At 58.0% G+C, this 23,038-nt stretch carries 24 protein-coding genes, 1 tRNA gene and 3 pseudogenes; 17 read left to right on the top strand and 11 right to left on the bottom strand.

Going from position 1 to position 23,038, the window contains the following annotated elements; all coding sequences use genetic code 11:
- Positions 1–65 precede the first annotated feature (65 nt).
- From ACZ1HN_RS14875 to ACZ1HN_RS14860, 4 genes are read left to right on the top strand one after another with little or no spacing between them, the layout of a single operon-like run.
- Positions 66–1,631, top strand: a complete 1,566-nt coding sequence (locus tag ACZ1HN_RS14875) for a L,D-transpeptidase family protein (RefSeq protein ID WP_299768091.1) — start codon at positions 66–68, stop codon at positions 1,629–1,631.
- A gap of 37 nt (positions 1,632–1,668) precedes the next feature.
- On the top strand, positions 1,669–2,760 hold the full coding sequence (lpxD, locus tag ACZ1HN_RS14870; RefSeq protein ID WP_472728070.1) for a UDP-3-O-(3-hydroxymyristoyl)glucosamine N-acyltransferase: 1,092 nt from the start codon (positions 1,669–1,671) through the stop codon (positions 2,758–2,760).
- 33 nt (positions 2,761–2,793) lie between these two features.
- Positions 2,794–3,054 carry an acyl carrier protein gene (locus tag ACZ1HN_RS14865; RefSeq protein WP_472728069.1) on the top strand — a complete coding sequence of 87 codons (261 nt, stop codon included), beginning with the start codon at positions 2,794–2,796 and terminating at the stop codon, positions 3,052–3,054.
- A complete protein-coding gene (locus tag ACZ1HN_RS14860; RefSeq protein WP_472728068.1) occupies positions 3,054–4,262 on the top strand; it encodes a beta-ketoacyl-[acyl-carrier-protein] synthase family protein in 1,209 nt (402 codons plus the stop codon). Before ACZ1HN_RS14865 ends, ACZ1HN_RS14860 begins: the two co-directional genes overlap by 1 nt.
- A gap of 46 nt (positions 4,263–4,308) precedes the next feature.
- On the opposite strand, the gene ACZ1HN_RS14855 is transcribed toward ACZ1HN_RS14860, so the two are convergent.
- Entirely contained in the window at positions 4,309–4,953 is a 645-nt protein-coding gene (locus ACZ1HN_RS14855; RefSeq protein ID WP_472728067.1) for an invasion associated locus B family protein, read from the bottom strand.
- Between the two features lie 417 nt (positions 4,954–5,370).
- On the opposite strand from ACZ1HN_RS14855, the pseudogene ACZ1HN_RS14850 reads away from it, so the two are divergent.
- Both ACZ1HN_RS14850 and ACZ1HN_RS14845 read left to right on the top strand, forming a co-directional pair.
- Positions 5,371–6,911 (top strand): annotated as a pseudogene (locus tag ACZ1HN_RS14850) (helicase HerA-like domain-containing protein).
- Positions 6,912–7,031: 120 nt separating this feature from the next.
- Positions 7,032–7,271, top strand: coding sequence for a Dabb family protein (locus tag ACZ1HN_RS14845; RefSeq protein ID WP_367278529.1), 240 nt, complete (start codon positions 7,032–7,034; stop codon positions 7,269–7,271).
- Here the strand turns inward: ACZ1HN_RS14845 and ACZ1HN_RS14840 are convergent.
- The 8 genes and pseudogenes from ACZ1HN_RS14840 to ACZ1HN_RS14805 all read right to left on the bottom strand — a co-directional run bounded on the left by ACZ1HN_RS14840 (position 7,261) and on the right by ACZ1HN_RS14805 (position 14,000).
- Positions 7,261–7,944, bottom strand: a complete 684-nt coding sequence (locus tag ACZ1HN_RS14840; RefSeq protein ID WP_472728066.1) for a DUF2306 domain-containing protein — start codon at positions 7,942–7,944, stop codon at positions 7,261–7,263. The genes ACZ1HN_RS14845 and ACZ1HN_RS14840 overlap by 11 nt on opposite strands.
- Position 7,945: 1 nt before the next feature.
- On the bottom strand, positions 7,946–9,250 hold the full coding sequence (locus tag ACZ1HN_RS14835) for a branched-chain amino acid ABC transporter permease (RefSeq protein ID WP_472728065.1): 1,305 nt from the start codon (positions 9,248–9,250) through the stop codon (positions 7,946–7,948).
- Positions 9,247–10,257: a branched-chain amino acid ABC transporter permease gene (locus tag ACZ1HN_RS14830; RefSeq protein ID WP_299198077.1), complete on the bottom strand. Its 1,011-nt coding sequence runs from the start codon at positions 10,255–10,257 to the stop codon at positions 9,247–9,249. Before ACZ1HN_RS14830 ends, ACZ1HN_RS14835 begins: the two co-directional genes overlap by 4 nt.
- Positions 10,257–10,469, bottom strand: coding sequence for a hypothetical protein (locus ACZ1HN_RS14825; protein ID WP_472728064.1), 213 nt, complete (start codon positions 10,467–10,469; stop codon positions 10,257–10,259). The genes ACZ1HN_RS14830 and ACZ1HN_RS14825 overlap by 1 nt, the downstream gene beginning before the upstream one ends.
- Before the next feature lie 181 nt (positions 10,470–10,650).
- Positions 10,651–11,361, bottom strand: a pseudogene (locus ACZ1HN_RS14820) (ABC transporter ATP-binding protein); the annotation flags it as partial.
- A complete protein-coding gene (locus tag ACZ1HN_RS14815; protein WP_472728063.1) occupies positions 11,361–11,933 on the bottom strand; it encodes a hypothetical protein in 573 nt (190 codons plus the stop codon). The pseudogene ACZ1HN_RS14820 and the gene ACZ1HN_RS14815, both read right to left, overlap by 1 nt.
- Complete coding sequence (locus tag ACZ1HN_RS14810; RefSeq protein ID WP_299768058.1) at positions 11,930–12,712, bottom strand: ABC transporter ATP-binding protein; 783 nt, start codon at positions 12,710–12,712, stop codon at positions 11,930–11,932. Before ACZ1HN_RS14810 ends, ACZ1HN_RS14815 begins: the two co-directional genes overlap by 4 nt.
- An 88-nt stretch (positions 12,713–12,800) precedes the next feature.
- Positions 12,801–14,000: an ABC transporter substrate-binding protein gene (locus tag ACZ1HN_RS14805; RefSeq protein WP_472728062.1), complete on the bottom strand. Its 1,200-nt coding sequence runs from the start codon at positions 13,998–14,000 to the stop codon at positions 12,801–12,803.
- Between the two features lie 158 nt (positions 14,001–14,158).
- Here ACZ1HN_RS14805 and ACZ1HN_RS14800 point away from each other — a divergent pair, with 158 nt between their 5' ends.
- The 3 genes from ACZ1HN_RS14800 to ACZ1HN_RS14790 all read left to right on the top strand — a co-directional run bounded on the left by ACZ1HN_RS14800 (position 14,159) and on the right by ACZ1HN_RS14790 (position 16,179).
- Positions 14,159–15,247 (top strand): PQQ-dependent sugar dehydrogenase, encoded by a 1,089-nt coding sequence (locus ACZ1HN_RS14800; protein ID WP_472728061.1) that lies wholly within the window; start codon positions 14,159–14,161, stop codon positions 15,245–15,247.
- 40 nt (positions 15,248–15,287) lie between these two features.
- Positions 15,288–15,668 carry a VOC family protein gene (locus ACZ1HN_RS14795; protein WP_299197943.1) on the top strand — a complete coding sequence of 127 codons (381 nt, stop codon included), beginning with the start codon at positions 15,288–15,290 and terminating at the stop codon, positions 15,666–15,668.
- Positions 15,669–15,747: 79 nt separating this feature from the next.
- Positions 15,748–16,179 carry a hypothetical protein gene (locus tag ACZ1HN_RS14790; RefSeq protein WP_472728060.1) on the top strand — a complete coding sequence of 144 codons (432 nt, stop codon included), beginning with the start codon at positions 15,748–15,750 and terminating at the stop codon, positions 16,177–16,179.
- Positions 16,180–16,601: 422 nt separating this feature from the next.
- Here ACZ1HN_RS14790 and ACZ1HN_RS14785 read toward each other — a convergent pair.
- Positions 16,602–16,691 (bottom strand) — tRNA-Ser (locus ACZ1HN_RS14785).
- A gap of 208 nt (positions 16,692–16,899) precedes the next feature.
- Here ACZ1HN_RS14785 and ACZ1HN_RS14780 point away from each other — a divergent pair.
- On the top strand, positions 16,900–17,679 hold the full coding sequence (locus ACZ1HN_RS14780; RefSeq protein WP_472728059.1) for a DUF2059 domain-containing protein: 780 nt from the start codon (positions 16,900–16,902) through the stop codon (positions 17,677–17,679).
- On the top strand, positions 17,680–18,450 hold the full coding sequence (locus ACZ1HN_RS14775) for a DUF2059 domain-containing protein (RefSeq protein WP_472728058.1): 771 nt from the start codon (positions 17,680–17,682) through the stop codon (positions 18,448–18,450).
- Between the two features lie 24 nt (positions 18,451–18,474).
- Here the strand turns inward: ACZ1HN_RS14775 and ACZ1HN_RS14770 are convergent, their stop codons facing one another.
- Positions 18,475–19,488: a Hint domain-containing protein gene (locus tag ACZ1HN_RS14770; protein ID WP_472728057.1), complete on the bottom strand. Its 1,014-nt coding sequence runs from the start codon at positions 19,486–19,488 to the stop codon at positions 18,475–18,477.
- A gap of 294 nt (positions 19,489–19,782) precedes the next feature.
- Between ACZ1HN_RS14770 and ACZ1HN_RS14765 the strand changes: the two genes are divergently transcribed.
- The 6 genes and pseudogenes from ACZ1HN_RS14765 to ACZ1HN_RS14740 all read left to right on the top strand — a co-directional run bounded on the left by ACZ1HN_RS14765 (position 19,783) and on the right by ACZ1HN_RS14740 (position 23,036).
- Positions 19,783–20,472 carry a 50S ribosomal protein L21 gene (locus tag ACZ1HN_RS14765; protein ID WP_299768041.1) on the top strand — a complete coding sequence of 230 codons (690 nt, stop codon included), beginning with the start codon at positions 19,783–19,785 and terminating at the stop codon, positions 20,470–20,472.
- A 12-nt stretch (positions 20,473–20,484) separates the two neighbouring features.
- Positions 20,485–20,754, top strand: coding sequence for a 50S ribosomal protein L27 (gene rpmA, locus ACZ1HN_RS14760; RefSeq protein ID WP_189370744.1), 270 nt, complete (start codon positions 20,485–20,487; stop codon positions 20,752–20,754).
- A gap of 93 nt (positions 20,755–20,847) precedes the next feature.
- The gene (locus tag ACZ1HN_RS14755) at positions 20,848–21,351 is read left to right on the top strand and encodes a GNAT family N-acetyltransferase (protein WP_472728056.1); all 504 of its coding nucleotides are present in this window, start codon (positions 20,848–20,850) and stop codon (positions 21,349–21,351) included.
- On the top strand, positions 21,348–21,899 hold the full coding sequence (locus tag ACZ1HN_RS14750) for a GNAT family N-acetyltransferase (RefSeq protein WP_472728055.1): 552 nt from the start codon (positions 21,348–21,350) through the stop codon (positions 21,897–21,899). The genes ACZ1HN_RS14755 and ACZ1HN_RS14750 overlap by 4 nt, the downstream gene beginning before the upstream one ends.
- Positions 21,896–22,498 carry a LysE family translocator gene (locus ACZ1HN_RS14745; RefSeq protein WP_299197579.1) on the top strand — a complete coding sequence of 201 codons (603 nt, stop codon included), beginning with the start codon at positions 21,896–21,898 and terminating at the stop codon, positions 22,496–22,498. Before ACZ1HN_RS14750 ends, ACZ1HN_RS14745 begins: the two co-directional genes overlap by 4 nt.
- Positions 22,495–23,036: pseudogene (locus ACZ1HN_RS14740) on the top strand (GNAT family N-acetyltransferase). Before ACZ1HN_RS14745 ends, ACZ1HN_RS14740 begins: the two are co-directional and overlap by 4 nt.
- Positions 23,037–23,038: the final 2 nt, after the last annotated feature.

Genomic DNA, 23,038 nt, shown 5'->3' with positions numbered 1-23,038 from the left:
CGTACAAGAATAATAGGTGCAACGTGACGGTGATTTTTTCTCGAATTTGGATGATGGCGCTGGCCATGACGGCGGCAGCGTTTCTAACTGTCGTACCGCAAACGGTTTCGGCTGAGGTTACGGCTTTCAAGCAGGCCGTGGCCGAGGCAGCAGCACGGGACGCGGACATTGCCGAATTCTACAAGGCCAACGCCTATGGGAGCCTGTGGACCGGACGGACGGGCCGCGAGCGCCAGCGTCGCGCAGCATTGTTCAAGGCGTTGTCCAATGCGGACCATCACGGTCTGCCCGCCGCGCGCTATGATGCGGCAGGCCTTCACGCCAAGATGAAGGCGGCCAAGACCCAGCGTGATCGTGGGCTGGTCGAAGTCGAGATGAGCCGCACCTTCCTTCAATATGCGCGTGACCTGCAGACCGGTGTGCTGGTCCCGTCGCGCGTGGACCGCGCCATCGTGCGGCAGGTGCCATACCGGGATCGCACGTCGTACCTCGTGAATTTCTCCAAGTCTTCTCCATCCGGGTTCTTCAAGGCGCTGGCGCCGAAGACGATGGAATACAACGCCCTCATGAAAGAGAAGCTGCGCATGGAGCGGCTGCTTGCCAAGGGCGGCTGGGGTCAGAAAGTACCGGTGAATTCCCTGAAACCGGGTCAGACGGGCGATGCTGTCGCGATCATGCGCAACCGACTGATTGCCATGGGTTTTCTGAAGCGCACGAACACGCAAACCTATGATGCGAGCATCCAATCCGCTGTGCAGCAATTCCAGTTGGCGCATGGCCTGGTGGCCGATGGCGTGGCCGGTCAGGGTACGATGACCGAGCTGAACACATCTGTGCAGCAGCGCCTGCAATCCATCATTGTCGCGATGGAGCGGGAGCGGTGGGTCAATCAGGAGCGCGGCAAACGTCACATCCTGGTCAACATCCCCGACTTTACCGCCAAGATCATCGACGGTGGCAAGGTGACATTCGAAACCCGTTCGGTTGTCGGTGCCAATAAGGATGATCGTCCGACGCCCGAGTTTTCGGACGTGATGGAGTTCATGGTCATCAACCCAAGTTGGTACGTGCCCCGTTCGATCGTGACAAAGGAATACCTGCCGGCACTCAAGGCCAATCGCAACGCCGTGCGCCACATCGAGATCACCGACAGCCGAGGCCGCAAGGTCAACCGTGGTGCGGTCAACTTCTCTCAGTACACGGCCAAGACATTCCCATTCGCCATGCGCCAACCGCCCAGCAAGGGCAATGCGCTGGGTTTGGTGAAGTTCATGTTCCCGAATGTGCACAACATCTATCTGCATGACACCCCGGCCAAAAACCTGTTCGGCCGCGAAGTGCGCGCCTATAGCCACGGTTGTGTGCGTTTGGCCGATCCGTTCGACTTTGCGTATGCACTTCTGGCCAAGCAGGAAGCGCAGCCGGAGAAGTACTTTCAGTCGGTCTTGGCGACAGGGCGTGAAACGCGTGTGGATCTGAAGGCTCCGGTGCCTGTCCATCTGATCTATCGCACCGCTTTCACAACTGCGAAGGGGCATACACAGTACCGCCGCGACATCTATGGTCGTGATGCCAAGATCTGGAATGCTCTTGCGAATGCAGGGGTGGCCCTGCGCGCCGTTCAGGGGTAAATCCTGCCCCCGAAGGCCGCAGTCAAAGGGGACCGCCATGCGTTACACCATTGCCGAGATTGCCAATGCACTGGAGGCGGAGGCAGTTGGTGATACCAGCATGGTTGTAACCGGCCTGTCCGAGCCGGGTCAGGCGGGGCCAGAGGATTTGGCCCTTGCCAGCAATGCCAAGTATGCAGGTTCTATTGCGGCGGGCGCAGCCAAGGCGGCCCTGCTGTGGGATGGAGCCGATTGGGAAGAATTGGGCCTGAACGCGGCCGTTCTGCCTCAACGTCCACGGTTTGCCATGTCGCAGCTGACCACCATGGCTGATCCGGGGCAGGGGTTTGGATCGGGCATTCATCCCAGTGCGGTTGTAGATCCAACGGCACGGATCGGTGACGATGTCACCATTGCAGCGGGTGCCGTAGTCGGCCCTGACGCGGAGATCGGTGATGGGTCGATCATAGGTCCCTTGTGCTTTGTCGGTTGGCATGCGTCTCTTGGCCCGAACGCGTATTTGCGTGAACATGTCAGCATCGGCGCGGGTGTACGTATTGGTGCCAATTTCATCGCTCAGCCGGGCGTTCGAATTGGTGGCGACGGGTTTTCCTTTGTCACTCCGGAAAAGAGCGGTGTGGAGGCGATCAGGGAGTCCTTGGGGGATCAGGGCGAAGCCTCCGGGCAACCGTGGGCACGCATCGCCAGCCTTGGCGCAGTTTTTGTTGGCGACGATGTGGAAGTGGGCAGCAATACTGTCATCGACAATGGCACGATCCGCCCCACAACAGTCGGAGATCGAACCAAGATCGACAACCTTGTTCACATTGGCCACAACTGTGTCATCGGCGAAGACAACCTGCTGTGCGGTTGTGTCGGCCTTGCCGGGTCGGTGACCGTTGGCAATTTCGTTGTGATGGCGGGTCAGGTCGGCGTGTCCGACAATCTGACCATTGGAAACAACGTGGTGTTGGCAGCAGCCTGCAAGGTGCTGAGTTCGGTACGCGATGGCAAAGTCATGCTTGGCTATCCGGCCACCGAGATGAAAACCAGTCTGGACATGTTCAAAAACACACGGCGGCTGTCCCGCATTCTTCGCGACGTCGCGGAGTTGAAGAAAGCTGTTTTCAAGTCCGGCACCAATGACTAAATCAACCTCAAGTCAGGCAAGGGGGCGGCTGTCATGAGTATCAAGGACAGGGTGATCGAGATCGTTGCAGAACAGGCAATGCTTGAGCAGAGCGATGTGGCGCTGGAAAACACGCTCGAAGATCTTGGCATCGACAGTCTTGGCCTTGTCGAAAGCATCTTTGCCATTGAGGAAGAGTTCGACATTCAGATCCCGTTCAATGCCAATGAGCCAGAGGCGAGCGATTTCGATATTTCGAGCGTGCAGTCGATCATCACTGGCATAAAGAAGCTGGTCGCTGACCAGAAAACCTGATGCACCGCGTCGTCATTACGGGTGCGGGCACCGTCAATGCCCTGGGGCACAATGTCTCCGAAACGCTTGCGGCGATGCGCGAGGGGAAATGCGGCATTGGTGAGCTGGATTTTCAGGATGTTGATCGGCTGGCGATCCAGATCGGTGGCCAGGTCCGTGGGTTCGAAGCCGAGGGGCTCTATAACCGCCAACAGATGAGCCTCTATGATCGGTTCACGCAGTTCACTTTGGCGGCTGCTAAGGAAGCGATCGAGCAGGCGGGACTGACGTTTTCGGGCGATGAAGCCGCCAGATCCGGTGTCATTTTGGGCACGGCGGCGGGTGGCGTCAGCACTTGGGACCAGAACTACCGCCTTGTTTATGAAGAGGGAAAGAACCGCGTTCATCCTTTCGTAGTCCCGAAACTGATGAACAATGCGGCGGCCAGCCATGTGTCGATGGAATGGAACCTCAAGGGGCCGTCCTTTACCGTCGCAACGGCATGCGCGTCCTCCAACCACGCCATGGCGCAGGCCTTTCAGATGGTGCGGACCGGCATGGCCCCGGTCATGGTCACGGGCGGGTCGGAAAGCATGTTGTGCTTCGGTGGGGTCAAGGCTTGGGAAGGGCTGCGTGTGATGTCCAGGGATGCCTGCCGTCCCTTTTCGGCCAATCGCAATGGGATGGTGCAGGGCGAGGGTGCGGGCGTTTTCGTGTTCGAGGAATATGAACATGCACGGGCACGTGGGGCAGAAATTCTGTGCGAGGTTGCAGGCTTTGCCATGTCGTCGGATGCGGCTGACATCGTGATGCCGTCCAAAAACGGTGCGGCGCGTGCCATGTCCGGTGCGCTGGCGGATGCTGGCGTCAACGCGGATGAGGTCGGTTACATAAATGCCCACGGGACAGGCACCGCCGCCAACGACAAAACGGAATGCGCTGCTGTTGCCGACGTGTTTGGGCCGCATGCTGACAAGCTGATGATTTCATCCACCAAATCGATGCACGGGCATCTGATTGGCGGCACCGGTGCAGTGGAGCTGCTGGCGTGCATCATGGCCCTGCGCGACGGTGTGATTGCACCCACGATTGGCTATGAAGAACCTGATCCCGAATGTGCGCTTGACGTTGTTCCGAACGAAGCGCGAGAGGCTCAGGTTGATGTTGTCCTGTCCAACGCCTTTGCCTTTGGCGGTATGAACGCGGTGTTGGCCCTGCGCAAAACATAAAGGCCACCCGAAAGGGCGGCCTTTTCTGTCCGGTTGTGGACTGTCTTCAGAATTGAGCGATCGATGTCTTGTCGAAAGAGGCTGTAAACCCTTTGAGCGACATGTTCAGCTCGACCTTCTGGTCGGGGGCCAGTGCAGGAACAATCGTCAGCTTGGCATTTGAGCCGCGACGGAGTTGCGCGACCTCTTCGGCCACGAGGCCGACGCGCGAATAGCACCCGATCGGGTTGCAGAACGCATATGGGTAGCGACGTGCTTGGTTGCCATCGACTTCTATGGTCAGCTGCTGGGGCAGGGAGGTTTCAAGCGGGACTATGATTGTTGCCCCTGCAACGGCGCGACCACCCTCGGGCAGGCGGAAGATCGAGATCTCAGCAACCGGTGTGCCCTCGTCGTCGGACATCAGCTGGTACATCTGGCACGGTTCTTCACCCTCTTCTGCCTTGATGCAGCGCAGTTGCCAATCACCGTTAGTCTCTTTGGTATAGGTCTGGCCCACCTGAGGCTGTGCTGCGTCCTCGCCCAAGCTAAGCTGATCTTCGATAGGGTTTCCACCAGTTGGAGCATCGTCAGTGTTTTCGGGCGCCGCGTCTTCGGTCGTCGTATCTTCGGTTGTCGTGTCCGTGGATTGGGCCATCGCGCCAAGTGGCAGCAAAAGGGCCACGGAGAGGGCAATCAGTGAAGTGCGCATGTCAATTCCGCTCTTGTTGCATTTGCCTGACTGCTAACACGGACCAAAGGCGGTGTCAGGGGTAAAGGGCAAAGTTTTCGTGACCGGCATTAAACAGCAAAAAAGGGGACCCCAAAGCCCCCTTTTCCAATCTCTTCTCTCCCCGTCGGACTGGCCGACTTATGCGCGAGAAGTTACGAGAGCGCCGCGCAACGGTCAACAGTGAATGTCGGAAAATAAAAAGACCGTGAAATCAATATCTAAACCGTTCGGTTCAATTTCGAAAAAAAGGCCGCGCACGAAGCGCGGCCCAGTCTGACAGGGAGGAAGTGTTCAGCGCCGGGAGGACATCTCGACGAGAACAAAAACACTATGGCACCCAAGTGTTAACTTTGTATGGTCGGCGCGGCAGGCCCAATGGACAAAAGGTTAACAGCAATGAGTGACAGTCTTTTTATCGGTGGAGGCGGCGTAGACTATGCTGAGAAGCAAGGGTTGACGCTGAAATACGCCAATCGCCATGGGCTTGTTGCCGGAGCAACTGGAACGGGCAAGACCGTCACGCTCCAGATTTTGGCCGAAGGTTTCTCGAATGCCGGGGTGCCGGTGTTTCTGTCAGACGTCAAAGGTGATTTGTCGGGCCTCGCCAAGTCGGGCACAGCTGATCACAAGCTGCATGTTCCGTTCACTGAGCGAGCGCAGAAGATCGGGTTTTCAGACTACACGTATCATGCCTGCCCCGTGACGTTCTGGGACATGTTCGGTCAACAGGGGCATCCGGTACGCACGACGGTGTCCGAGATGGGGCCGTTGTTGCTGGCGCAATTGCTTGAATTGACCGAAGCGCAAGAGGGCATTCTGAACATTGCCTTCCGTCTTGCAGACGAAGAAGGCATGCCGCTCTTGGACCTGAAAGACCTTCAGGCGCTTCTGGTTTGGGTCGGCGAGAACGCCAAGGACCTCAGCCTGCGCTATGGCAATGTGTCGTCCCAATCCATTGGGGCGATCCAGAGGCGCTTGCTGGTGCTGGAGAACCAGGGGGCGAGCCAATTGTTCGGTGAGCCGGCATTGGAGCTGTCAGACCTGATGCGCACGGATGCCTCTGGCAAGGGGATGGTGAACATTCTTGCCGCAGATCAGTTGATGGGGGCTCCGAAACTCTATGCCACGTTCCTGCTATGGCTGCTGTCCGAGCTGTTCGAGGAACTGCCCGAAGTGGGTGACCCCGACAAACCCAAGCTCGTGTTCTTCTTTGACGAAGCGCATCTGCTGTTTGAGGACGCGCCCAAAGCGTTGGTCGACAAGGTGGAACAGGTGGCGCGACTGATCCGGTCCAAGGGGGTTGGTGTGTATTTCATCACCCAGAACCCTGCTGATGTACCCGAGGACATCCTTGGCCAATTGGGCAATCGCTTTCAACACGCCTTGCGTGCCTTTACCGCGAAAGATCGCAAAGAGCTGCGGATGGCGGCAGAAACCTACCGCGAAAATCCACGCTTTGAGACGGAAGAAGCCATTCGCGAGGTTGGCGTGGGTGAGGCCGTAACGTCGATGCTGCAAAAGAAGGGCGTGCCGGGAATTGTCGAACGTACGTTGATCCGACCACCCTCATCGCAACTGGGGCCGATCACCAAGGCCGAGCGCACTGCTCATCTGGCGGCCAGCGATATGGCGGGAAAATATGATGAGCCGATGGATCGCAAATCCGCCTTTGAAATTCTCAAGGCACGTGCGGATACGGCAGCCAAAGAGGCGGCTGACGCAGAGGAGAAGGCTGAAGAGCTGGAACCTGTCCTACGTGAGTTCAATGCGGGTCGCCGGTACTCTGGCGCGCGGGTTACACGCTCAACATCGCGGTCCACACGCCGGGGGCCAGTTTTGGCGAGGCGATGACCAAGATGGTTGTGAAGGAGCTGACCGGCACCACGGGGCGGCGCATGGTCCGCGGCATTTTGGGTGGCCTCTTCAAAGGGCGCTAGTCTTGCACCATATCGGGCGGGAAGGCGTTGCGCCTTCGCCAAGATAGGGGCTGGATTGCTATGCCTGACGCGCATCGACTGAGACATGTTGTGTTTTTCCGGGCGAAGGAGCGCAAGGACGTGGACCGTGTGTTTGATGGCCTATCCATTCTGGAAGCGAACCCGCACGCTGATGTGATCTCGGTACGGAAGAACACCCATAACGATGCTCTTTCGGATGAGGTTGATGTGGTTGTCTATGCCGAGTTCAAAGACACTGGCGCACTGGAAGCGTACAAGGCGCATCCGCTTTATCAGAAATCCATAGATATTGTGCGACCCCTGCGCGATCTGCGCGTTGCGGCGGATATCACGTTCTGATTGGAGCTGGCGCGCGGCGCAGCCACCATTCGAGCGCAAGCAGGTAGGGGGCGTAGAAGGCAAAGACCTGAATTTGGTCGAACAGCCCGGAAAAGTCCGGTTCGGCAGCAAGGCCGCAGGTTTGCTCTCCGATCGCGCAGGTGATCCCGTACCACAGGCCGTAGTGCAGACGGTACAGCCAGGATCCTAGGCCCAGGACGATCAGGCGCAGGCCCCAGCGCCTGTGGCGCGCGTAGTCGCGGGCCATGGCCAAGCGGGGCGTCTGGATCGCAGCAGTGATCATCAGTACACCGTAGACGCCGAACCCCATCGACATCAGCGGCCCGCCAACTGTGCCGCTAAGAGCGATGTAGATCAGACCGCTGATACCCGTCAGCAACGCCATCACGGAAAGAACGCGGCCCGACATGCGATGAACGCGTGGCCAGCGATCACGGAGCGGGCCAGCCAGCTGGATCACGGACAGCGAGGTCACAAGCGCACCCGAAATCATATGGGCGAACAGGGCCAAAAGACTGACCTGGGGCCCGATAAGCCGTTCAATGGCAGCTGGATTGCCCGATAGGCCAAGCGTACCGCGTGACGCGGAATGCCAGACAAAGCCTTGGATCAGCACGAAAAGCAGCACAAGCCCGGCAATCGTCCATCCGGTACGGCGTGCTGTGCGCTCCATGTTACCTCTCCGGTATCAATCCTCTCGGGCTGAAACGTAGCACCAGAAGCAGGACAACTCCCATGGTCAAAAGTCGCATATGGGCCGCGCTGTCGAGCAGGTGTTCACGCAGCCAGAAGCCTTCGGCCATGCCGGAGGTGACGACCTGCATCACCCACAGCCCAATGGGTTCCACCATCACCCAGAGCCACCAGATCAGAAAACCGCCAAGCACCGCGCCGAGGTTATTGCCCGAGCCACCCACGATTACCATGACCCAGATCAGGAATGTGAAGCGCAGGGGTTGGTACGTGCCGGGTGTCAGCTGTCCGTCCAGTGTCGTCATCATCGCCCCGGCGATGCCGCAGATGGCGGAACCGAGCACGAAAATCTGGAGATGGCGGGCGGTGACGTCCTTGCCCATGGCCTCTGCCGCAACTTCATTGTCGCGGATGGCGCGCATCATGCGGCCCCAGGGCGAATGTAGAGCCCGTTGGGCAAGGATGAAGAGGATCAGTAGGACAACCGTGAAAAGCCCCGCGTAGATGGCCTTGACCCAAAGGGTGGAGGCCGTGACCGGGTCGAAGCCAAGGTTTGTTACACGCTCCACAAATGTTTCACTGTTTTGCAGATTGATCTCATAGGGCGCAGGGCGGGGCAGACCGACAACATTCTTGACGCCGCGTGCCAGCCAATCTTCGTTCTTCAGTACGGCGATGATGATTTCCGCGATCCCCAAAGTGGCGATAGCTAAGTAGTCCGAGCGCAACCCGAGTGCCGTCTTGCCAATAATCCACGCAGCACCTGCGGCGAGCAGGCCGCCCACGGGCCATGCCATCAACACGGGCAGCCCAAGCCCGCCCAAGTAACCTGCGTTGGCAGGGTTCACCGCCTCAACCGCCTGCACACCGCCGTCAAAAACGGCGCGGTAGATGAAGAACCCGGCAACCAGGATCACAATCATGCCGATGGCCCGCAACCGCCCCTTGGGCAACGCGTTGTAGGCGAGAATTGCGCCAACGATTGTCGCCGCCCCGAGGATCAACGCGAGGATCACACGGACGCCGCCTGCGGTCCAAGCCTCCCCCACAGGGGGCATGGAGATCAGCACAGTGGCGAGCCCACCGAGCGCGACAAAGCCCATGATGCCCACGTTGAACAGCCCCGCGAACCCCCATTGCAGGTTCACCCCCAGCGCCATGATGGCTGAGATCAGCCCGAAATTGACGATCGTGATGGCGAGGTTCCAAGAGGTCATCATGCCAGTGCCGACGATCAGCGCAGCGATGAAGCCGAAGTAGACGAAGTTGCGTGTCGTATCGGTCATACGGATTTCCCCGCGAACAGGCCCGTGGGCTTGAACAGAAGCACGATCAGCAGGATGACGAAGCTGACGGCGAATTTGTAGTCGGTGGACAGAAGCTGTGCCAACCCGTCCGGGGCGAGCGCATCGGGTAGGGCATAGCCAGCTACTTTCTTCCATGCATAGGTAATCATCACTTCGGAGAACGCGATGGTAAAGCCGCCCGCGATGGCGCCCAGCGGGTTACCAAGCCCGCCGACGATGGCGGAGGCGAAGATGGGCAGCAGCAGCTGGAAATAGACGAAGGGCTTGAACGACTTGTCGAGGCCGTAGAGAACGCCCGCGATTGTCGCCAGTGCCGCCACGATCAGCCATGTGACCATGACCACCCGTTCAGGATTGATGCCGGACAGCAGCGCGAGGTCTTCGTTGTCCGAGTAGGCCCGCATGGACTTGCCCGTTCGGGTCCGGTTCAAGAAATAGAACAGCAAAGCGACAACGATGATAGCGGTGATGACGGTCAGCCCTTGGGTGGTCTTGATCGCGAGCCCTTCCTTGAGCCCCGTGAGTGCCTTGAATTCGCGGACCGAGATGATGAATCGCTCACCGTCCGAAAAGCGCTGATCATTGGGGCCGATGATGAAGCGGACAAGGCCGTTCATGATGAACATGACACCAAGGCTGACCATGACAAAGATGATCGGTTTCGCCTTTTGCGTACGGTAGAAACTGTAGACCCCGCGATCTGTCGCCAGCACGAACAGTGCGCAGACGGCGATGCCAAAGGGCAGGGCGAGCAGGGCGGTGGGCAGGGGACCGGCGCTGATCCCAGCGGCTTGGAACGCCCATGTGATCAGGATTGTCGCCATGGTGCCGAAGGCCATCGTGTCGCCATGGGCGAAGTTGGAAAAGCGTAGGATGCCGTAGATCAGTGTGACCCCAAGCGCGCCGAGGGCGAGTTGGGAACCATAGGCGATGGCGGGGATCAGGACGAAGTTCGAAAGGGTGATGAAGGCGTTGAGGAGGTCCATTATTCCGTCACCTCGCAGGTTCCAAGCAGTCTTGATATCGTTGGCGCGCCCGAGTTTGTTTGTGCGTGCTCGCTCAGAACGACCGATCCATCGCCGTAAACCGACAGAGTGGCGACGTAGCCTGTTTTTGTGCCGTTCATCAGAAAGTCGCGGCGAGCAGATGCATCGTCATCGAGTTGGATGAAGTCAACAATGCTGTGCCCCAGATCCATGCGCGCTTGTGCCGAACCTGACCCTCTTGAAAGCAGCGAGAAGGAAACCGCCGTTGTGTCAGTACAGCCCAGTTCAGCGTTGCATGATTGAGTGAAAGCACAATCGTATTTCCACGCCAATGCGGAGCCCGGGCACAGCAAAAAGAAAATTACAGCTGATAGTGAGCAAATTCTCATCCTCACCCTCCCAAAAGCTCTTGCGCACTTCAGGATCCGCCAGCAGTTCCTTGCCCGTCCCCGTATACGCGTTCCGCCCCTGCACCAACACATAGCCTTTGTCTGCGATCTCAAGCGCTTGGCGGGCGTTTTGTTCGACCATCAGGATCGGGATACCGGTGCGAGCAACCTCGATAATGCGGTCAAAGAGTTCATCCATGACGATGGGGCTGACGCCCGCAGTGGGTTCGTCCAACATCAACACCTTGGGCTGGGTCATCAACGCGCGGCCTACTGCGACTTGCTGACGCTGGCCACCCGACAACTCTCCCGCAGGCTGGCGGCGCTTTTCCTTCAAGATCGGGAACAGGTCATAGACCTGCGCCATCGTGTCAGAGAAATCGTCGCGCCGGATGAAGGCCCCCATTTCGAGATTCTCCTCGACCGTCATCGAGGTGAAGATGTTGGAGGTCTGGGGGACAAACCCCATGCCCTTGGCTACCCGGTCCTGCGGGGTGAGGTCCGTAATGTCTTCACCATCCAACCGCACCGCGCCTTGGCGCACGTCCAGCATGCCAAAGACGGCTTTCATCGCCGTCGACTTTCCTGCGCCATTGGGGCCGACAATGACGGCAATTTCACCAGGCTCAACCGCCACGGTGCAGTCGTGAAGGATGTCGGGGCCATTGCCGTAGCCGCCGGTCATGGTGTCGCCAATCAGGAAGGGGTCGGACATCACAGGCCAATCCTGTAGTCTTGCATAGCGGCGGCATGGGCGGCACGCATTTCATCTGTAATGGCTTCGACCTTGGGACCGGGCCGACCGCCGGCTTCCCTAGCGTGACGCTCTTGAACTGTGTAGATCAACAAAACCGCATCAGCACCCGGCAGTGCCTCCACGATGTACCCGCCGCGCGGGTTGTTGTCCTTGCTCAGGGCCATGAAATCGACCTGAATGCTGGCGCGTCCGTCGATGGTAGAGCCGCGCACCTGCAGGTTGCCAACGTTGGAAAAGTGCGGTGTGCCGCGGCGGTACTGCTCAAAGATCATGTCGACCATGTCATTGCTGTCGATGAGCGTACGGTCGAGCGGCATGACCACTATATTTGTGGAAATCAACGGGTCGTCCGATAGGGTGAACACACCGAACAGATCGGGATAGATCGCCTGGCTAATGAAACCGCGACGCTGTTCCGCGTCCGTGCAATATTCCACACCTTCGGTAACGTCATGGCAGGTTTCCTGCGCCAGGACCGGCATTGCTGTCAGTGCGAGCGTTGCGCAATATGCAAGTGCGATGCGTTTCATGCGCCCACCTTGTCCTTGTTCTTGAGGCCGGTGCCCAGATACGCCTCGATCACCTGTTCGTTGGCTTTGATCTCGGCCAACGTGCCCTCGGCCAGTACCTTGCCCTCGGCCATGCAGATGACCGGGTCGCAGATCTTGCCGATGAAATCCATATCGTGTTCGATCACGACGAATGTGTAGTTGCGTTCCTTGTTCAGACGAAGGATGGCGTCGCCGATGGTGTTGAGTAGGGTGCGGTTCACGCCTGCGCCGACCTCGTCCAGGAACACGATCTTGGCGTCGACCATCATGGTGCGTCCGAGTTCCAGCAATTTCTTTTGTCCACCTGAGACCTGGCCCGCCTTGTGGCCGGACAGATGTTCGATGGTCAGGAATTCCAGCACTTCATCGGCCTTGGCCGCGAGTGCGCGTTCTTCATCCGCGATGCGTTTGCGCCCGAACCATGTGTTCCAAAGCGTTTCACCTGATTGCGCGCTGGGGACCATCATCAGGTTCTCGCGGCAGGTCATGGAGCTGAACTCGTGCGCGATCTGGAAGGTGCGCAGAAGCCCTTTGTGGAACAGTGTATGTGGTGGCAGGCCGGTGATGTCCTCGCCGTCCATGGTCACGCGGCCAGACGTCGGTGGAAGTACGCCTGCGATCACATTGAAAAGTGTGGTTTTTCCTGCGCCGTTCGGTCCGATCAAGCCAGTGATCGAACCGGGCTGGATCGACAGCGATGCGCCGTCAACGGCATGAAACCCGCCGAAATGTTTGTGAATGTCGTCAACGACGATCATATGTTTCCCCGTGCCGCTTTAAGAGCGGTCTTCAAGATATTGAAACAGCCCGGGAATGCCCGGGCTGTCCATCAGTTTGGATAACCGTTTAGCGGTACTTGGCCGTGGTGATTTCGCCGCCTTCGACGACGATCTGGCGGTAGTTGCCCGCCGATTCACCCGCACCGATCAGTTCCACGGCTGTGGCGCCGACATAGTCGATTTCGCCGCCGTCCTTGAGGATTTGCAAGGCCTTTGCCAGCTCACCGGGGAATATCTGTTCGCCCGGCGTGTTGGCTACGTCCATGATATGCTCTTTGTAGTCGTTGCTGTCCTTGGAGTTGGCCGCTTGCATCGCCAGCATGATCAACGCTGCTGCATCATAGCTTTCGGGTGTGAAGGGCGAGGTGGCGTCGAACGCGTCACCAACCATCTCTTCGAACTTCGCGGCGCCCGGGCTGTCGGTGCCTGGGTGTTGACCGGTCGAGCCTTCAATCTCGTCCCCGAAGTTCTCGGCCAGCTTGGCGCTGATCATCCCGTCGGGGAAGTGGAAGGTGTCGAATGCGCCGGAATCCAATGCTGCACGCACGACGCCGGAGCCGCCCTGATCCACATAGCCTGCGACCACGAGACGCTCACCGCCAGCCGCTGCCAACGCGCCCACTTCGGCCGAGTAGTCCGCCTTGCCATCTTCATGGGCCGCGTTGATGGTTACAGTACCACCCGCGGCTTCAAAGGCGGCCTGGAACGAATCTGCCAGACCCTTGCCGTAGTCGTTGTTTGTGTAGGTTACTGCGACTTCCTTGATGCCTTCTTCCATCAGCACCTCGGTCATTACGACGCCTTGGCGCGCGTCGGAGGGCGCGGTGCGGAAGAACAAGCCGTTGTCTTCATTGTCGTTGTGCGACAGGCCGGGCGAGGTCGCCGAGGGCGACACCATGACGACACCATTGGCGACTGCCACGTTGTTCAGGATCGCGCCGGTCACACCTGAACAGTCCGCGCCCATAATGCCGTCAACTTTGTCCGAGGTTACCAGACGTTCAGCGGCTGCGGTCGCCGCACCAGCATCAACGCATGTGCTGTCCGCGCGTACCGGTGTCACGGTGGCGCTGTCCAGCAACAAGCCGGAATCGGTGACTTCTTTCATTGCCAGTTCAGCGCCATCGGCCATCGACGGTGTCAGAGATTCAATGGGGCCGGTGAAGCCCAGAATGATACCGATTTTGACTTCTTTTGCGTGTCCGTCGGCGAATGCAGTGCCGGCCATCAATGCCGTGGCGGCTGACGCCATAAGCAGTTTTTTCATTGTCTTTTCTCCCTGTGGATCATTGTCCTGCGGCGGAGCGTAAGCGGGCGATGCAAAAAAGAAAAGTCGAATAGTCCGTGGTAACCCACGGGAATGTGGGTGGACCGCGCTGGATGAATGATTAGCTAAGATACATACCCAAGATGGAGGATGCTCAGATGCGCCGTTTTGCTGTTTTTGCCATGACCTTTTTGCCTGTATCCGCCCTTGCGCTGGAAACGGATCAGGGGGCTATAACAGTGACGCCGGTCGTCACGGGGCTGGATGAGCCTTGGGGGGTCGCGGAACTGCCGGATGGTTCGTTGTTGGTGACTGAACGTGATGGACGTTTGGTGCATGCGTCTGGTGGTGAAGCGAAAGCGGTGGATGGCGTGCCACGTGTTGCTGCCGCAGGGCAGGGCGGGCTTTTGGATGTTACTATTGCGCGCGACTTTGCGACTTCGCGGACCGTTTTTCTGACTTACTCCAAACCGCAGGGCCGCGGATCGGGTACCGCACTCGCAGCGGCAGAGCTGAGCACGGATGGAACACGGCTCGAAAATCTGCGTGACCTGTTTGAAAGCGCACCAGGGGGAAGCAGTGGGCGCCATTTTGGCAGTCGCGTGGTCGAAGCACCGGATGGCACTTTGTATGTGACCATCGGTGATCGAGGTGATCGCCCGTCCGCGCAGGACCGGTCCAATCACAACGGTGCAATCGTTCGAGTAAACAGGGATGGCACGGTGCCCGCTGACAATCCGTTTGTTGGCCAGGAAGGCATCCAGCCGCATATTTGGTCCTACGGGCATCGCAACCCGCAAGGGGCGGGCCTGGATGCTGATGACACGCTGTGGACGGCAGAACACGGAGCGCGCGGAGGGGACGAGGTGAACCGCGTCCAGAAGGGAGCGAATTTCGGGTGGCCCGTGATTTCCTATGGCGTCCATTACTCCGGTGCGAAGATCGGAGAAGGCACGTCGCGAGCTGACATGGAGCAGCCGGCATTCTACTGGGACCCGTCGATGGCCCCATCCGGACTTATGATTTACCAGGGCGACATGTTTCCTGAATGGAAGGGTGACATGTTCGTTGGTTCGCTGAAGTTCAGCTACATTTCGCGACTGGCGGTGGACGACATTAGCGCCAGCGAAGTCGAGCAGATCGAGGGCGATGAAACCTTGCGTGTGCGCGACATCGTCGAGGCACCTGACGGGAGTATCCTGTTCATATCGGTCGGCAACGGCACCGTGTACCGGATGACGCGTTGAGAGCAGTGCGATAGGGTGGCTGCGGAAGAGGAGTACACCCATGCCTATCGAACGTCTCGATCACGTGAATCTGCGCACAACGCGCCTTGCCGAAATGATCCAGTGGTACGAGGAGATCCTTGGGCTTTCAGCGGGTGTACGTCCCGCGTTCAGTATGGATGGTGCGTGGCTTTACGCTGGGGATGTTGCCGCTGTTCATTTGGTTGCGGTTGAAGACGATGGGGCTGCGGGATCTGAAACGGCCCTCAAGCTCGAACACTTTGCCTTTCGCGCCTCCGGGGATGCAGAGGCATTCCAGGATCGGCTACAACAAAGGGGTGTCGCCTATCGCCGTTCCGGCATCGAAGAGATGCATCTATCGGCCTTCAATGTCTGGGATCCAGACGGCAATCATATTCACATTGATTTTGTTGGTGAGTGAGTGCCACTAGCAGAGTCTGCGGCATGCTTGCTGCAGGGTTTGGTTTAAAAGTGCTTTGTAAGAGGCGACGTGTCTGTTTTTGATGCTCGCCGTCGGCGGCAATGCGCAAATCGCAGTCATTTTGGTTGTCATTGGGCGCCCTGACAAACACAGTGCCATGGCGCGTTACGTCTCGGGTGGTGTCTTTGGATTCTTGGTCCCGCAGTTGCGTGCTGGTTCCATGCAAAGCGGGCCGACGTTTATTGCGCGATTAAACCATAAGGTTTGCAAAATGGCTAAAGCGAGTTGTACGAGCCAAGGGGCTTTGATTTCTGGTGCGCGTGCGGCGCGTCTGGATGGTCGCCCGAGTGAAGCATGGCGTCTTCTGGGGTTGGCCAAGGACGTAGGTAATGCGTCAGGTATGCCCGCGATCTTGATGATCGAGGCGGAGCTCTTCCACGATGCAGGCAGGGTTGAGGCGGCCGAGGACCGGCTGCACAGACTGTTGGATCATGTGCCGGATCACTCTTAAGTTGTATTTCGTCTGACCGCTGGAGCGTGGGATTTGAATTGGCACACTCTGAAGTCTTCTTATCAACCTGACGCCGGACTTGGGCCAGACCAAACAAGCCGATCACCTGTTGTAGCGGCCGGCTCGGGCATTTGAAAGCGACCCATGGCCAAGGCAACGGACGCAGCTCAACAGGCGCGTTTGGCCTATCCGGCTGGACTTTTGCTTTATCGGCTGGCTCTGCAGCGGTCTGTTTGGGAGCTTTGTCCGCCCTGAGGCCGGAAAGGACTGGGCCAGCAGTTCGTCGGCGGCATTTTGCCCGATGCAAGGCTGAGTTGTCGGTGTGATTTGTAGCTGTGTCCGGCCAAAGCGGAGAAACAGCGGATGTATGAAGGTGCAAGCGCCACTCAACCGATTGAAAAATAACGCTAAATTAAGATATGTGGCGGAGAGACAGGGATTCGAACCCTGGGTGGGCTTGCACCCACAACGGTTTTCGAGACCGCCCCGTTCGACCACTCCGGCACCTCTCCGCGGGGGTCTGGTGCGCTCAATTACGGTGAACGACGCCGACGCGCAAGGCAGTTTTTCATCAAAGCCGTTTACACGGGAAATTTGATGGACGCGCTCGCAAAAACACATACCCTTGGTGCTGAGGTTGATATGCCCGAGCAGATAGAAATGAGGTATCCCATGCGTGCTCTTCGATACGGATTTGCAGCTCTTGTCTTAACATGTGCCATGTCCGTTTCCGCCTTTGCGGCGGATCGGGCCAAACTTCAGGACTTCCTCGAAGTCACGGGCTTCGATGTTGCGCTTGAAAGCATCCGGCTGTCGGCAAGTTCGGCCCCTGAAATGCTGGGCTTGCAGGCCGAAGATTTTGGAACGGAATGGACCCGCCTAACAAGGGATGTCTTCAAAACCGAGGTCATGCATGATCTTGCTTTGGATATTCTTGAAAGGACCCTCGAAGACGACATGCTGACCCATGCGGCGGATTTCTATGCAACGGACCTTGGGCAACGTCTGGTTCAAGCGGAAAACGCCAGCCATATGAAGGAAGATGATGCGCTGAAGCACGACAGTGGCGAAGCTATTGTTGCGGGGCTTGAACGATTGGACAGCCCTCGTCTTGACTATCTCAAGCGTATGAACAAAGCGTCTGACAGCGCGGGGGTAAGTATCCGGGCAATTCAGGAAATCCAGGTCCGGTTTCTTATGGCTGCCGCGGGTGCGGGTATCATTGAATTGCAGCTGGAGGAGCCGGATTTGCGCGAGCTTCTGTCCAGTGATGAGGATGTCTTGAAGGAAGAGATTGCGGCAAGCGCGTTGACTGGCGCCGCTTACACGTACCAGTCTTTTTCCGATCAAGAGGTGCTGGAATATGCCAAGGCACTCGAAAACCCAAAAATGCGTCACGTATACGACCTGATGAACGCGGTGCAGTACGAGATCATGGCAAACCGGTTCGAGGCATTGGCCCGTGCCATGCAATCGTTGCAACCCAGTCAGGAGCTTTAGATGCGCCTTGCCGTTCTGAGCCTGTCACTATGGATGCTCGCGCAGGCGGCCTGGGCTGACGTCAACCGTTTGATTGATGCGATGGGCGTGCCCGAATTGATTGCAGCCTTCGTCACGGAAGGTCTGGAAGCCGGGCAATCGATTGACGAGGCATTTCTGAACGGGCAGGGCGGTGATGTATGGGCGGATACCGTGCAGCGGCTGTATGATCCTTCGCGCATGGAAACCGAATTGCGCACCATAATGGCGGAGCACTTGGAGCCGGAGGCGGCGGCGCAGGCGCTGTTATTCTTCGAGAGCGAGCTGGGCGAACGTATTGTTGCGCTGGAGGTGCAGGCGCGGCAGACATTTCTCGATGATTCCGTTGAAGATGCCGCCAAGGCCAGCCCGGCTGCGCGCGACGACAAGGTGACGGACTACTTGGTGTCTCGGGATTTGATCGAACGGAATACGGACGTTGCCGTTGCGGCACAGGCCGCTTTTTTAGATGGGTTGTCGGACAGCTCAGGCCGAAATGACGAAGCCCCGGATATGGATCAACTGCGCGCGCGTATTCTGGTCGATACGGAGAGCTGGTTGCGCGGGTACAACGCGCTGGCCCAATCGGCGATGACGGATGACGAGATTGCCATCTACACAGCCTTTTGGGAAACCGATGTGGGCATGGCTGTTGACGATGCCCTGTTCCTTGCTTTCGGTCAAAGCTACACAACGCTTTCCTATGGATTGGGACAGGCGGCGGGCCGACTTCTGCCGCAAAATGAACTCTGAAATGATGTCAAACGATTGTTTGCTTCAAAGGTAAGTCGCCAATATGCGGCCCTCGTGAGAGCTTGCAATGGGATATGCCATGTCTGCTTCCGGACAGTTCGTGTGCGCCAATTCCGGGAAGAGCGCTATGATTTCTGCGGTTTGGTCTGGGTCCAGTGTGCGACGGGCATGCGGGCCAAGATAGAAGCTTTCTGCAGCGCACCCATTTGCCCAAACGACTCGGTGTGCGTCGAACATGATGTGGACGTATGTGACGAAGCCGTTGGGTGCGCTGCGGATGGTGTCGCCGTTCACGAGGTGTTTGGCGGCGACCAGAAGACGCGACTCTCCCGTCAGGACTTCGGTTGCACCACTTTCAAGCAGGATCCTGTGATTTGGTGACACGGTCAGATCGCGCCTTGTGCCCAGTATGCCCGCCGAAATTGTTACCGGCACACGCTCACCGATTGCAGGTACGGTTCGCGTTCCGACCCACTGCACCGGTTGGGGGCCATGATCCATGGTGCTGACCAAGTCGCCGGGCTTCAGCTTTTCGACAGGACTTGTGCCGCCGGGGACCCGGATGCGGGTGCCTGGTGTAAAGCAAACAAACTCGGAGTAGGGTCGTGGGCTACGGCCAATATTACCTTCATCCGTAAATATGTATTGCTGGCCCGGAACCATTGGTTGGTTGGAAATGAAGGCTGTCGTTGTGTTGTTTCCGGTATTGTTCTCACCGATCGTAATTGAAAAGCCTTCAAACCCGTTGTCGTCGGTTAGAACATAGTTGATGACTACCTGCGAACCGGCCGGGTAGGTGACGTTATCAATCGTGACTGGGCTCGCTAACACCTGATTGGTGTCTGTCGGTGCTTCGTTGAAATTCGGATCGTCATCATCAATGACAATCTGAAGTGGCTGCGCGCTTGGATCCAACCGGATGTTAAAGGGCGGATCCCCCTGCGCTTGCGCGCTGCGCTCGTTCGGGGGCGCAATGTTCCCGCCGGCTGTGTCAAAATCATCAAGCTGGTAGACCCACTGCAAGGTATATAAAGGCATGCTGTGCTTGACCCGCTTTCAGAGCAAATATTCAAAATGACAATCTGCTATCTTGGGTAGAAATGTGACTGCCCGTTTCGCCATCGGCAAAGTCCCGCTTAAGTGTTTTTTCTTGGGAGTAACGCCAGCCCCTTGACTTGCCGTAGGAATGCTTGAATAAGCGCGCATTCTGGCAGCGTCCGCGTTGTCAGATCATATGGATATCGCCCGAATGGGCGCGCTGTCTGAGGTGGCAAGTGCCGTAAACTTCCGAGACCGGGGACCACAAGACGCGGTAACAAAAGGAAGAACGCAATGTTCGCGGTTATGAAAACCGGCGGCAAACAGTACAAAGTTCAATCGGGCGATACGCTCCGCGTTGAAAAACTGGCCGCAAACGCAGGTGACAAAGTCCAATTCAACGAAGTGCTGATGGTTGGCGGCGACAAGCCCCAAGTCGGTTCGCCCGTTGTTTCGGGCGCAGGCGTGCAAGCCGAAGTCATCGAACAGATCAAAGGCCCCAAGACGATCAACTTCGTCAAGCGTCGCCGGAAGCACAGCTCGAAGCGCACCAAGGGTCACCGTCAGCAACTGACGCTGGTCAAGATCACCGACATCCTTGCCTCTGGTGCGGATAAGTCGGGCGTGATGGCCGCAGTGAACGGCGCTGGGTTCGGTATTGCCGCAGCACCCGCCGCCGCCAAGCCTGCCAAGAAAGCGGCGAAAGCCGAAGCGCCAAAGGCTGAAGCCAAGGCAGAGCCCAAGAAGGAAGCCAAGAAAGCCGCGCCCAAGAAGGCCGCAGCCGGTGGCGACGATCTGAAGCAACTGTCGGGTGTTGGTCCTGCGCTTGAGAAGAAACTGCACGAAGCGGGTGTGACCACCTTCGCGCAGATCGCAGCATGGACCCCAGAGGACGTTGCTGATATGGACGAGAAACTGTCTTTCAAAGGTCGGATCGAGCGTGAAGGCTGGATCGCTCAGGCCCAAGAAAAGACCCAAGGCTAAGGAGAGAGACGCATGGCACATAAAAAAGCAGGCGGTTCATCCCGTAACGGTCGCGACTCCGCTGGCCGCCGTCTTGGCGTAAAGCTTTATGGTGGCCAAGCCGCCATTCCCGGCAACATCATCGTGCGCCAGCGCGGCACCAAGTTTTGGCCGGGTGAAGGCGTAGGCATGGGCAAAGATCACACAATCTTTGCAACCGTCGATGGCGCCGTCACCTTCCACAAAGGCCTCAAGGGTCGCACGTTTATCTCCGTGCTCCCAGCTGCGGAGGCTGCTGAATAAGCCGTACCCAAAAGGTTTTGACAAAATCAGGGATCGGCGGAAACGCCGGTCCCTTTTTCGTTTCCGCCCCCCGCAACCAGCGAGGAGGGTCTGATGACAGACCTAATGACCACTGACCGCCTGACCCTGCGCCGTCCCGGAATGCAGGACGCTGCCGTGTTCGCCGCATTGGTGGGTGACTTGGATGTGTCGCGCTGGCTGACCCGCGTGCCGCATCCCTATACGCTGGCGGATGCCAATGACTTCATTGCGCGCGTTGAAGTCGGTGGAGGCAACACCTTTGTTATCTGTGCGGGAGAGCAGGTCGTCGGATGCATTGGTACCGAGGGCGAGCTTGGATACTGGCTGGGAAAGAACCATTGGGGTCTCGGCTATGCGTCCGAGGCTTGCAGGGCCATGGTTAATCGCCACTTTGCGATGACGTCTTCGGACCTGCAAAGCAGCCATTTCGTGGAAAATGCCGCATCACGCTACGTGCTGCAGAAGCTCGGCTTCGTGCGGACATCGCAGACGCAGGCCAGATGCCCGGCCACAGGCGACTGTCATGTTTTGCAGCGCATGGTGTTGACCCAAAGCACGTGGGAGATGATCGGATGACGGCATCCACCAAACCAGTACTGCGCGGTCCGCGTGTCGTTCTCCGTGATGTAGTTCCTGGCGACGTCGATGCGCGTTTTGCCTTGGGCAACACGCCGGATATCGTGAAGATGTTTGGCGGTGACCCGGGGCAGGTGCGGGACATCACTCGCGATGCTGCACAGGCATGGGTTACTGCGCAGCAAGAGGATCGTCATGCTTGGGTGATTGATGTTGGTGGCGACCTGCTGGGCGCCATCCGTCTGCACTTGATCAATCGCGCCGACCGAAGGGCTCTGATCGGTATCGGCATTCTGGATCCCAATGCGTTGGGGCAGGGTTACGGCTCTGAAGCGATGCGCCTGCTTGGGGCGCATGCGTTTGATGACATGGGCTTGCACCGGTTGGGTTGCCGTGTGCTGGCATTCAACGCCCGCGCCATTGGTGCCTACAAAAAAGTGGGGTTTGTCGTCGAGGGACGCGAACGTGAGTCTGCATTGATTGATGCCGAATGGCATGATGATTTAGTGATGGGCCTGCTCGACCGCGATTTGGTGCGTCTGCCATGACAGTTGCGGCGATGTCCTTTGCCGTGTTTGCGGCCAGCCAGGTCGGAACACCCGGGCCTGCAAACATGGCGCTTTTGGCAACCGGGGCGCGGTACGGGTTTCGCGCGGCTTTGCCATTCGTGGCTGGTGTCGCGCTGGGAAAGCAGCTTATCATCTGGCCAGTTGGTTTTGGCCTGATGGAATTGGCTGATCGCGCGCCATGGGTGTTCCAAACCCTGAAATGGGTATCTGCTGCCTACATCATCTGGTTGGCGTGGAAGGTGTCACAACTGCGCCTTGGTGCATCCGATCCGAGTGCTGCCGCGCCTGGCTTCGTCGCTGGACTTGTGGTGCACCCGTTGAACCCCAAGGCGTGGGCAATGATTGTTGCAGGTTTCACGGGCTTCGTATCGCCTGGTACGGATGCCGTTATTGCAACGGCAACGATTGGTGGAATATTGCTCGCCACGCAGGTGCTGTTTCACCCGCTTTGGACACTTGCCGGTGATCGTATCGCGCGCACCCTCGCAGGAACGCGTGCGGAACCTTACTTGATGTATACCCTCGCGGCCCTGACGGTCGCGTCGGTTCTGTTTGTTTTGTTCGGAGGAGGGACATGACCGTGGAGATGGAAAAAATCGTGACCCAGAATGTGATCGAAACGGAACGCTTCGTACTGCGTCCGTTGCGCCGGTCGGACACGGGGTTGATCGAGATGTATACGAGCGACCTGCGCGTCGCCCGCAACACCCAATCTATTCCACATCCGATCCCACCCGGCATGACCGAAGCCTTTGTGGCGCGCGCCATGGCAGATGAGCGCGAGGAAGATGTCTGGGCGATGGACGGGCTCAAATCCGGCGGCGCTGAAATCATGGGTCTGATCTCCTTGACCCGTATGGATCGCAACCAGTCCGAAGTGGGATATTGGGTCGCTCCACTTTTTGGAACACCGGCCTTGCATCCGACGCGGTTCAGGCGCTTGTGGATGCCAATCCGATGGACAATGCCACGATGTTTGCCAGCGTGTTTCAAGACAATCCGGCCTCGGCTCGCGTCTTGACACATTGCGGTTTCGAATATCTGGGCGATGCCGAAGGGTTCTCGGTCGCGCGGGATGCGACCGTGCCCACATGGACTTATAGTCGCAAACTCTGATT

The sequence above is a fragment of the Tateyamaria sp. GN1-10 genome (genome assembly GCF_055693845.1).
This window is presented reverse-complemented; position numbering and strand designations above follow the sequence as displayed.

Bases quoted from the DNA above. Each gene is read 5' to 3' on its own strand.
- ACZ1HN_RS14860 (WP_472728068.1), top strand. From the start codon at position 3,054: ATGCACCGCGTCGTCATTACGGGTGCGGGCACCGTCAATGCCCTGGGG.
- ACZ1HN_RS14855 (WP_472728067.1), bottom strand. From the start codon at position 4,953: ATGCGCACTTCACTGATTGCCCTCTCCGTGGCCCTTTTGCTGCCACTT.
- ACZ1HN_RS14865 (WP_472728069.1), top strand. From the start codon at position 2,794: ATGAGTATCAAGGACAGGGTGATCGAGATCGTTGCAGAACAGGCAATG.
- ACZ1HN_RS14825 (WP_472728064.1), bottom strand. From the start codon at position 10,469: ATGGATCTGGGGCACAGCATTGTTGACTTCATCCAACTCGATGACGAT.
- lpxD (WP_472728070.1), top strand. From the start codon at position 1,669: ATGCGTTACACCATTGCCGAGATTGCCAATGCACTGGAGGCGGAGGCA.
- ACZ1HN_RS14745 (WP_299197579.1), top strand. From the start codon at position 21,896: ATGACAGTTGCGGCGATGTCCTTTGCCGTGTTTGCGGCCAGCCAGGTC.
- ACZ1HN_RS14800 (WP_472728061.1), top strand. From the start codon at position 14,159: ATGCGCCGTTTTGCTGTTTTTGCCATGACCTTTTTGCCTGTATCCGCC.
- ACZ1HN_RS14840 (WP_472728066.1), bottom strand. From the start codon at position 7,944: ATGGAGCGCACAGCACGCCGTACCGGATGGACGATTGCCGGGCTTGTG.
- ACZ1HN_RS14770 (WP_472728057.1), bottom strand. From the start codon at position 19,488: ATGCCTTTATATACCTTGCAGTGGGTCTACCAGCTTGATGATTTTGAC.
- ACZ1HN_RS14755 (WP_472728056.1), top strand. From the start codon at position 20,848: ATGACAGACCTAATGACCACTGACCGCCTGACCCTGCGCCGTCCCGGA.
- ACZ1HN_RS14795 (WP_299197943.1), top strand. From the start codon at position 15,288: ATGCCTATCGAACGTCTCGATCACGTGAATCTGCGCACAACGCGCCTT.
- ACZ1HN_RS14875 (WP_299768091.1), top strand. From the start codon at position 66: ATGACGGCGGCAGCGTTTCTAACTGTCGTACCGCAAACGGTTTCGGCT.
- ACZ1HN_RS14775 (WP_472728058.1), top strand. From the start codon at position 17,680: ATGCGCCTTGCCGTTCTGAGCCTGTCACTATGGATGCTCGCGCAGGCG.
- ACZ1HN_RS14750 (WP_472728055.1), top strand. From the start codon at position 21,348: ATGACGGCATCCACCAAACCAGTACTGCGCGGTCCGCGTGTCGTTCTC.
- ACZ1HN_RS14780 (WP_472728059.1), top strand. From the start codon at position 16,900: ATGTCCGTTTCCGCCTTTGCGGCGGATCGGGCCAAACTTCAGGACTTC.
- ACZ1HN_RS14765 (WP_299768041.1), top strand. From the start codon at position 19,783: ATGTTCGCGGTTATGAAAACCGGCGGCAAACAGTACAAAGTTCAATCG.
- ACZ1HN_RS14815 (WP_472728063.1), bottom strand. From the start codon at position 11,933: ATGAAACGCATCGCACTTGCATATTGCGCAACGCTCGCACTGACAGCA.
- ACZ1HN_RS14805 (WP_472728062.1), bottom strand. From the start codon at position 14,000: ATGAAAAAACTGCTTATGGCGTCAGCCGCCACGGCATTGATGGCCGGC.
- ACZ1HN_RS14835 (WP_472728065.1), bottom strand. From the start codon at position 9,250: ATGACCGATACGACACGCAACTTCGTCTACTTCGGCTTCATCGCTGCG.
- ACZ1HN_RS14830 (WP_299198077.1), bottom strand. From the start codon at position 10,257: ATGGACCTCCTCAACGCCTTCATCACCCTTTCGAACTTCGTCCTGATC.
- rpmA (WP_189370744.1), top strand. From the start codon at position 20,485: ATGGCACATAAAAAAGCAGGCGGTTCATCCCGTAACGGTCGCGACTCC.
- ACZ1HN_RS14810 (WP_299768058.1), bottom strand. From the start codon at position 12,712: ATGATCGTCGTTGACGACATTCACAAACATTTCGGCGGGTTTCATGCC.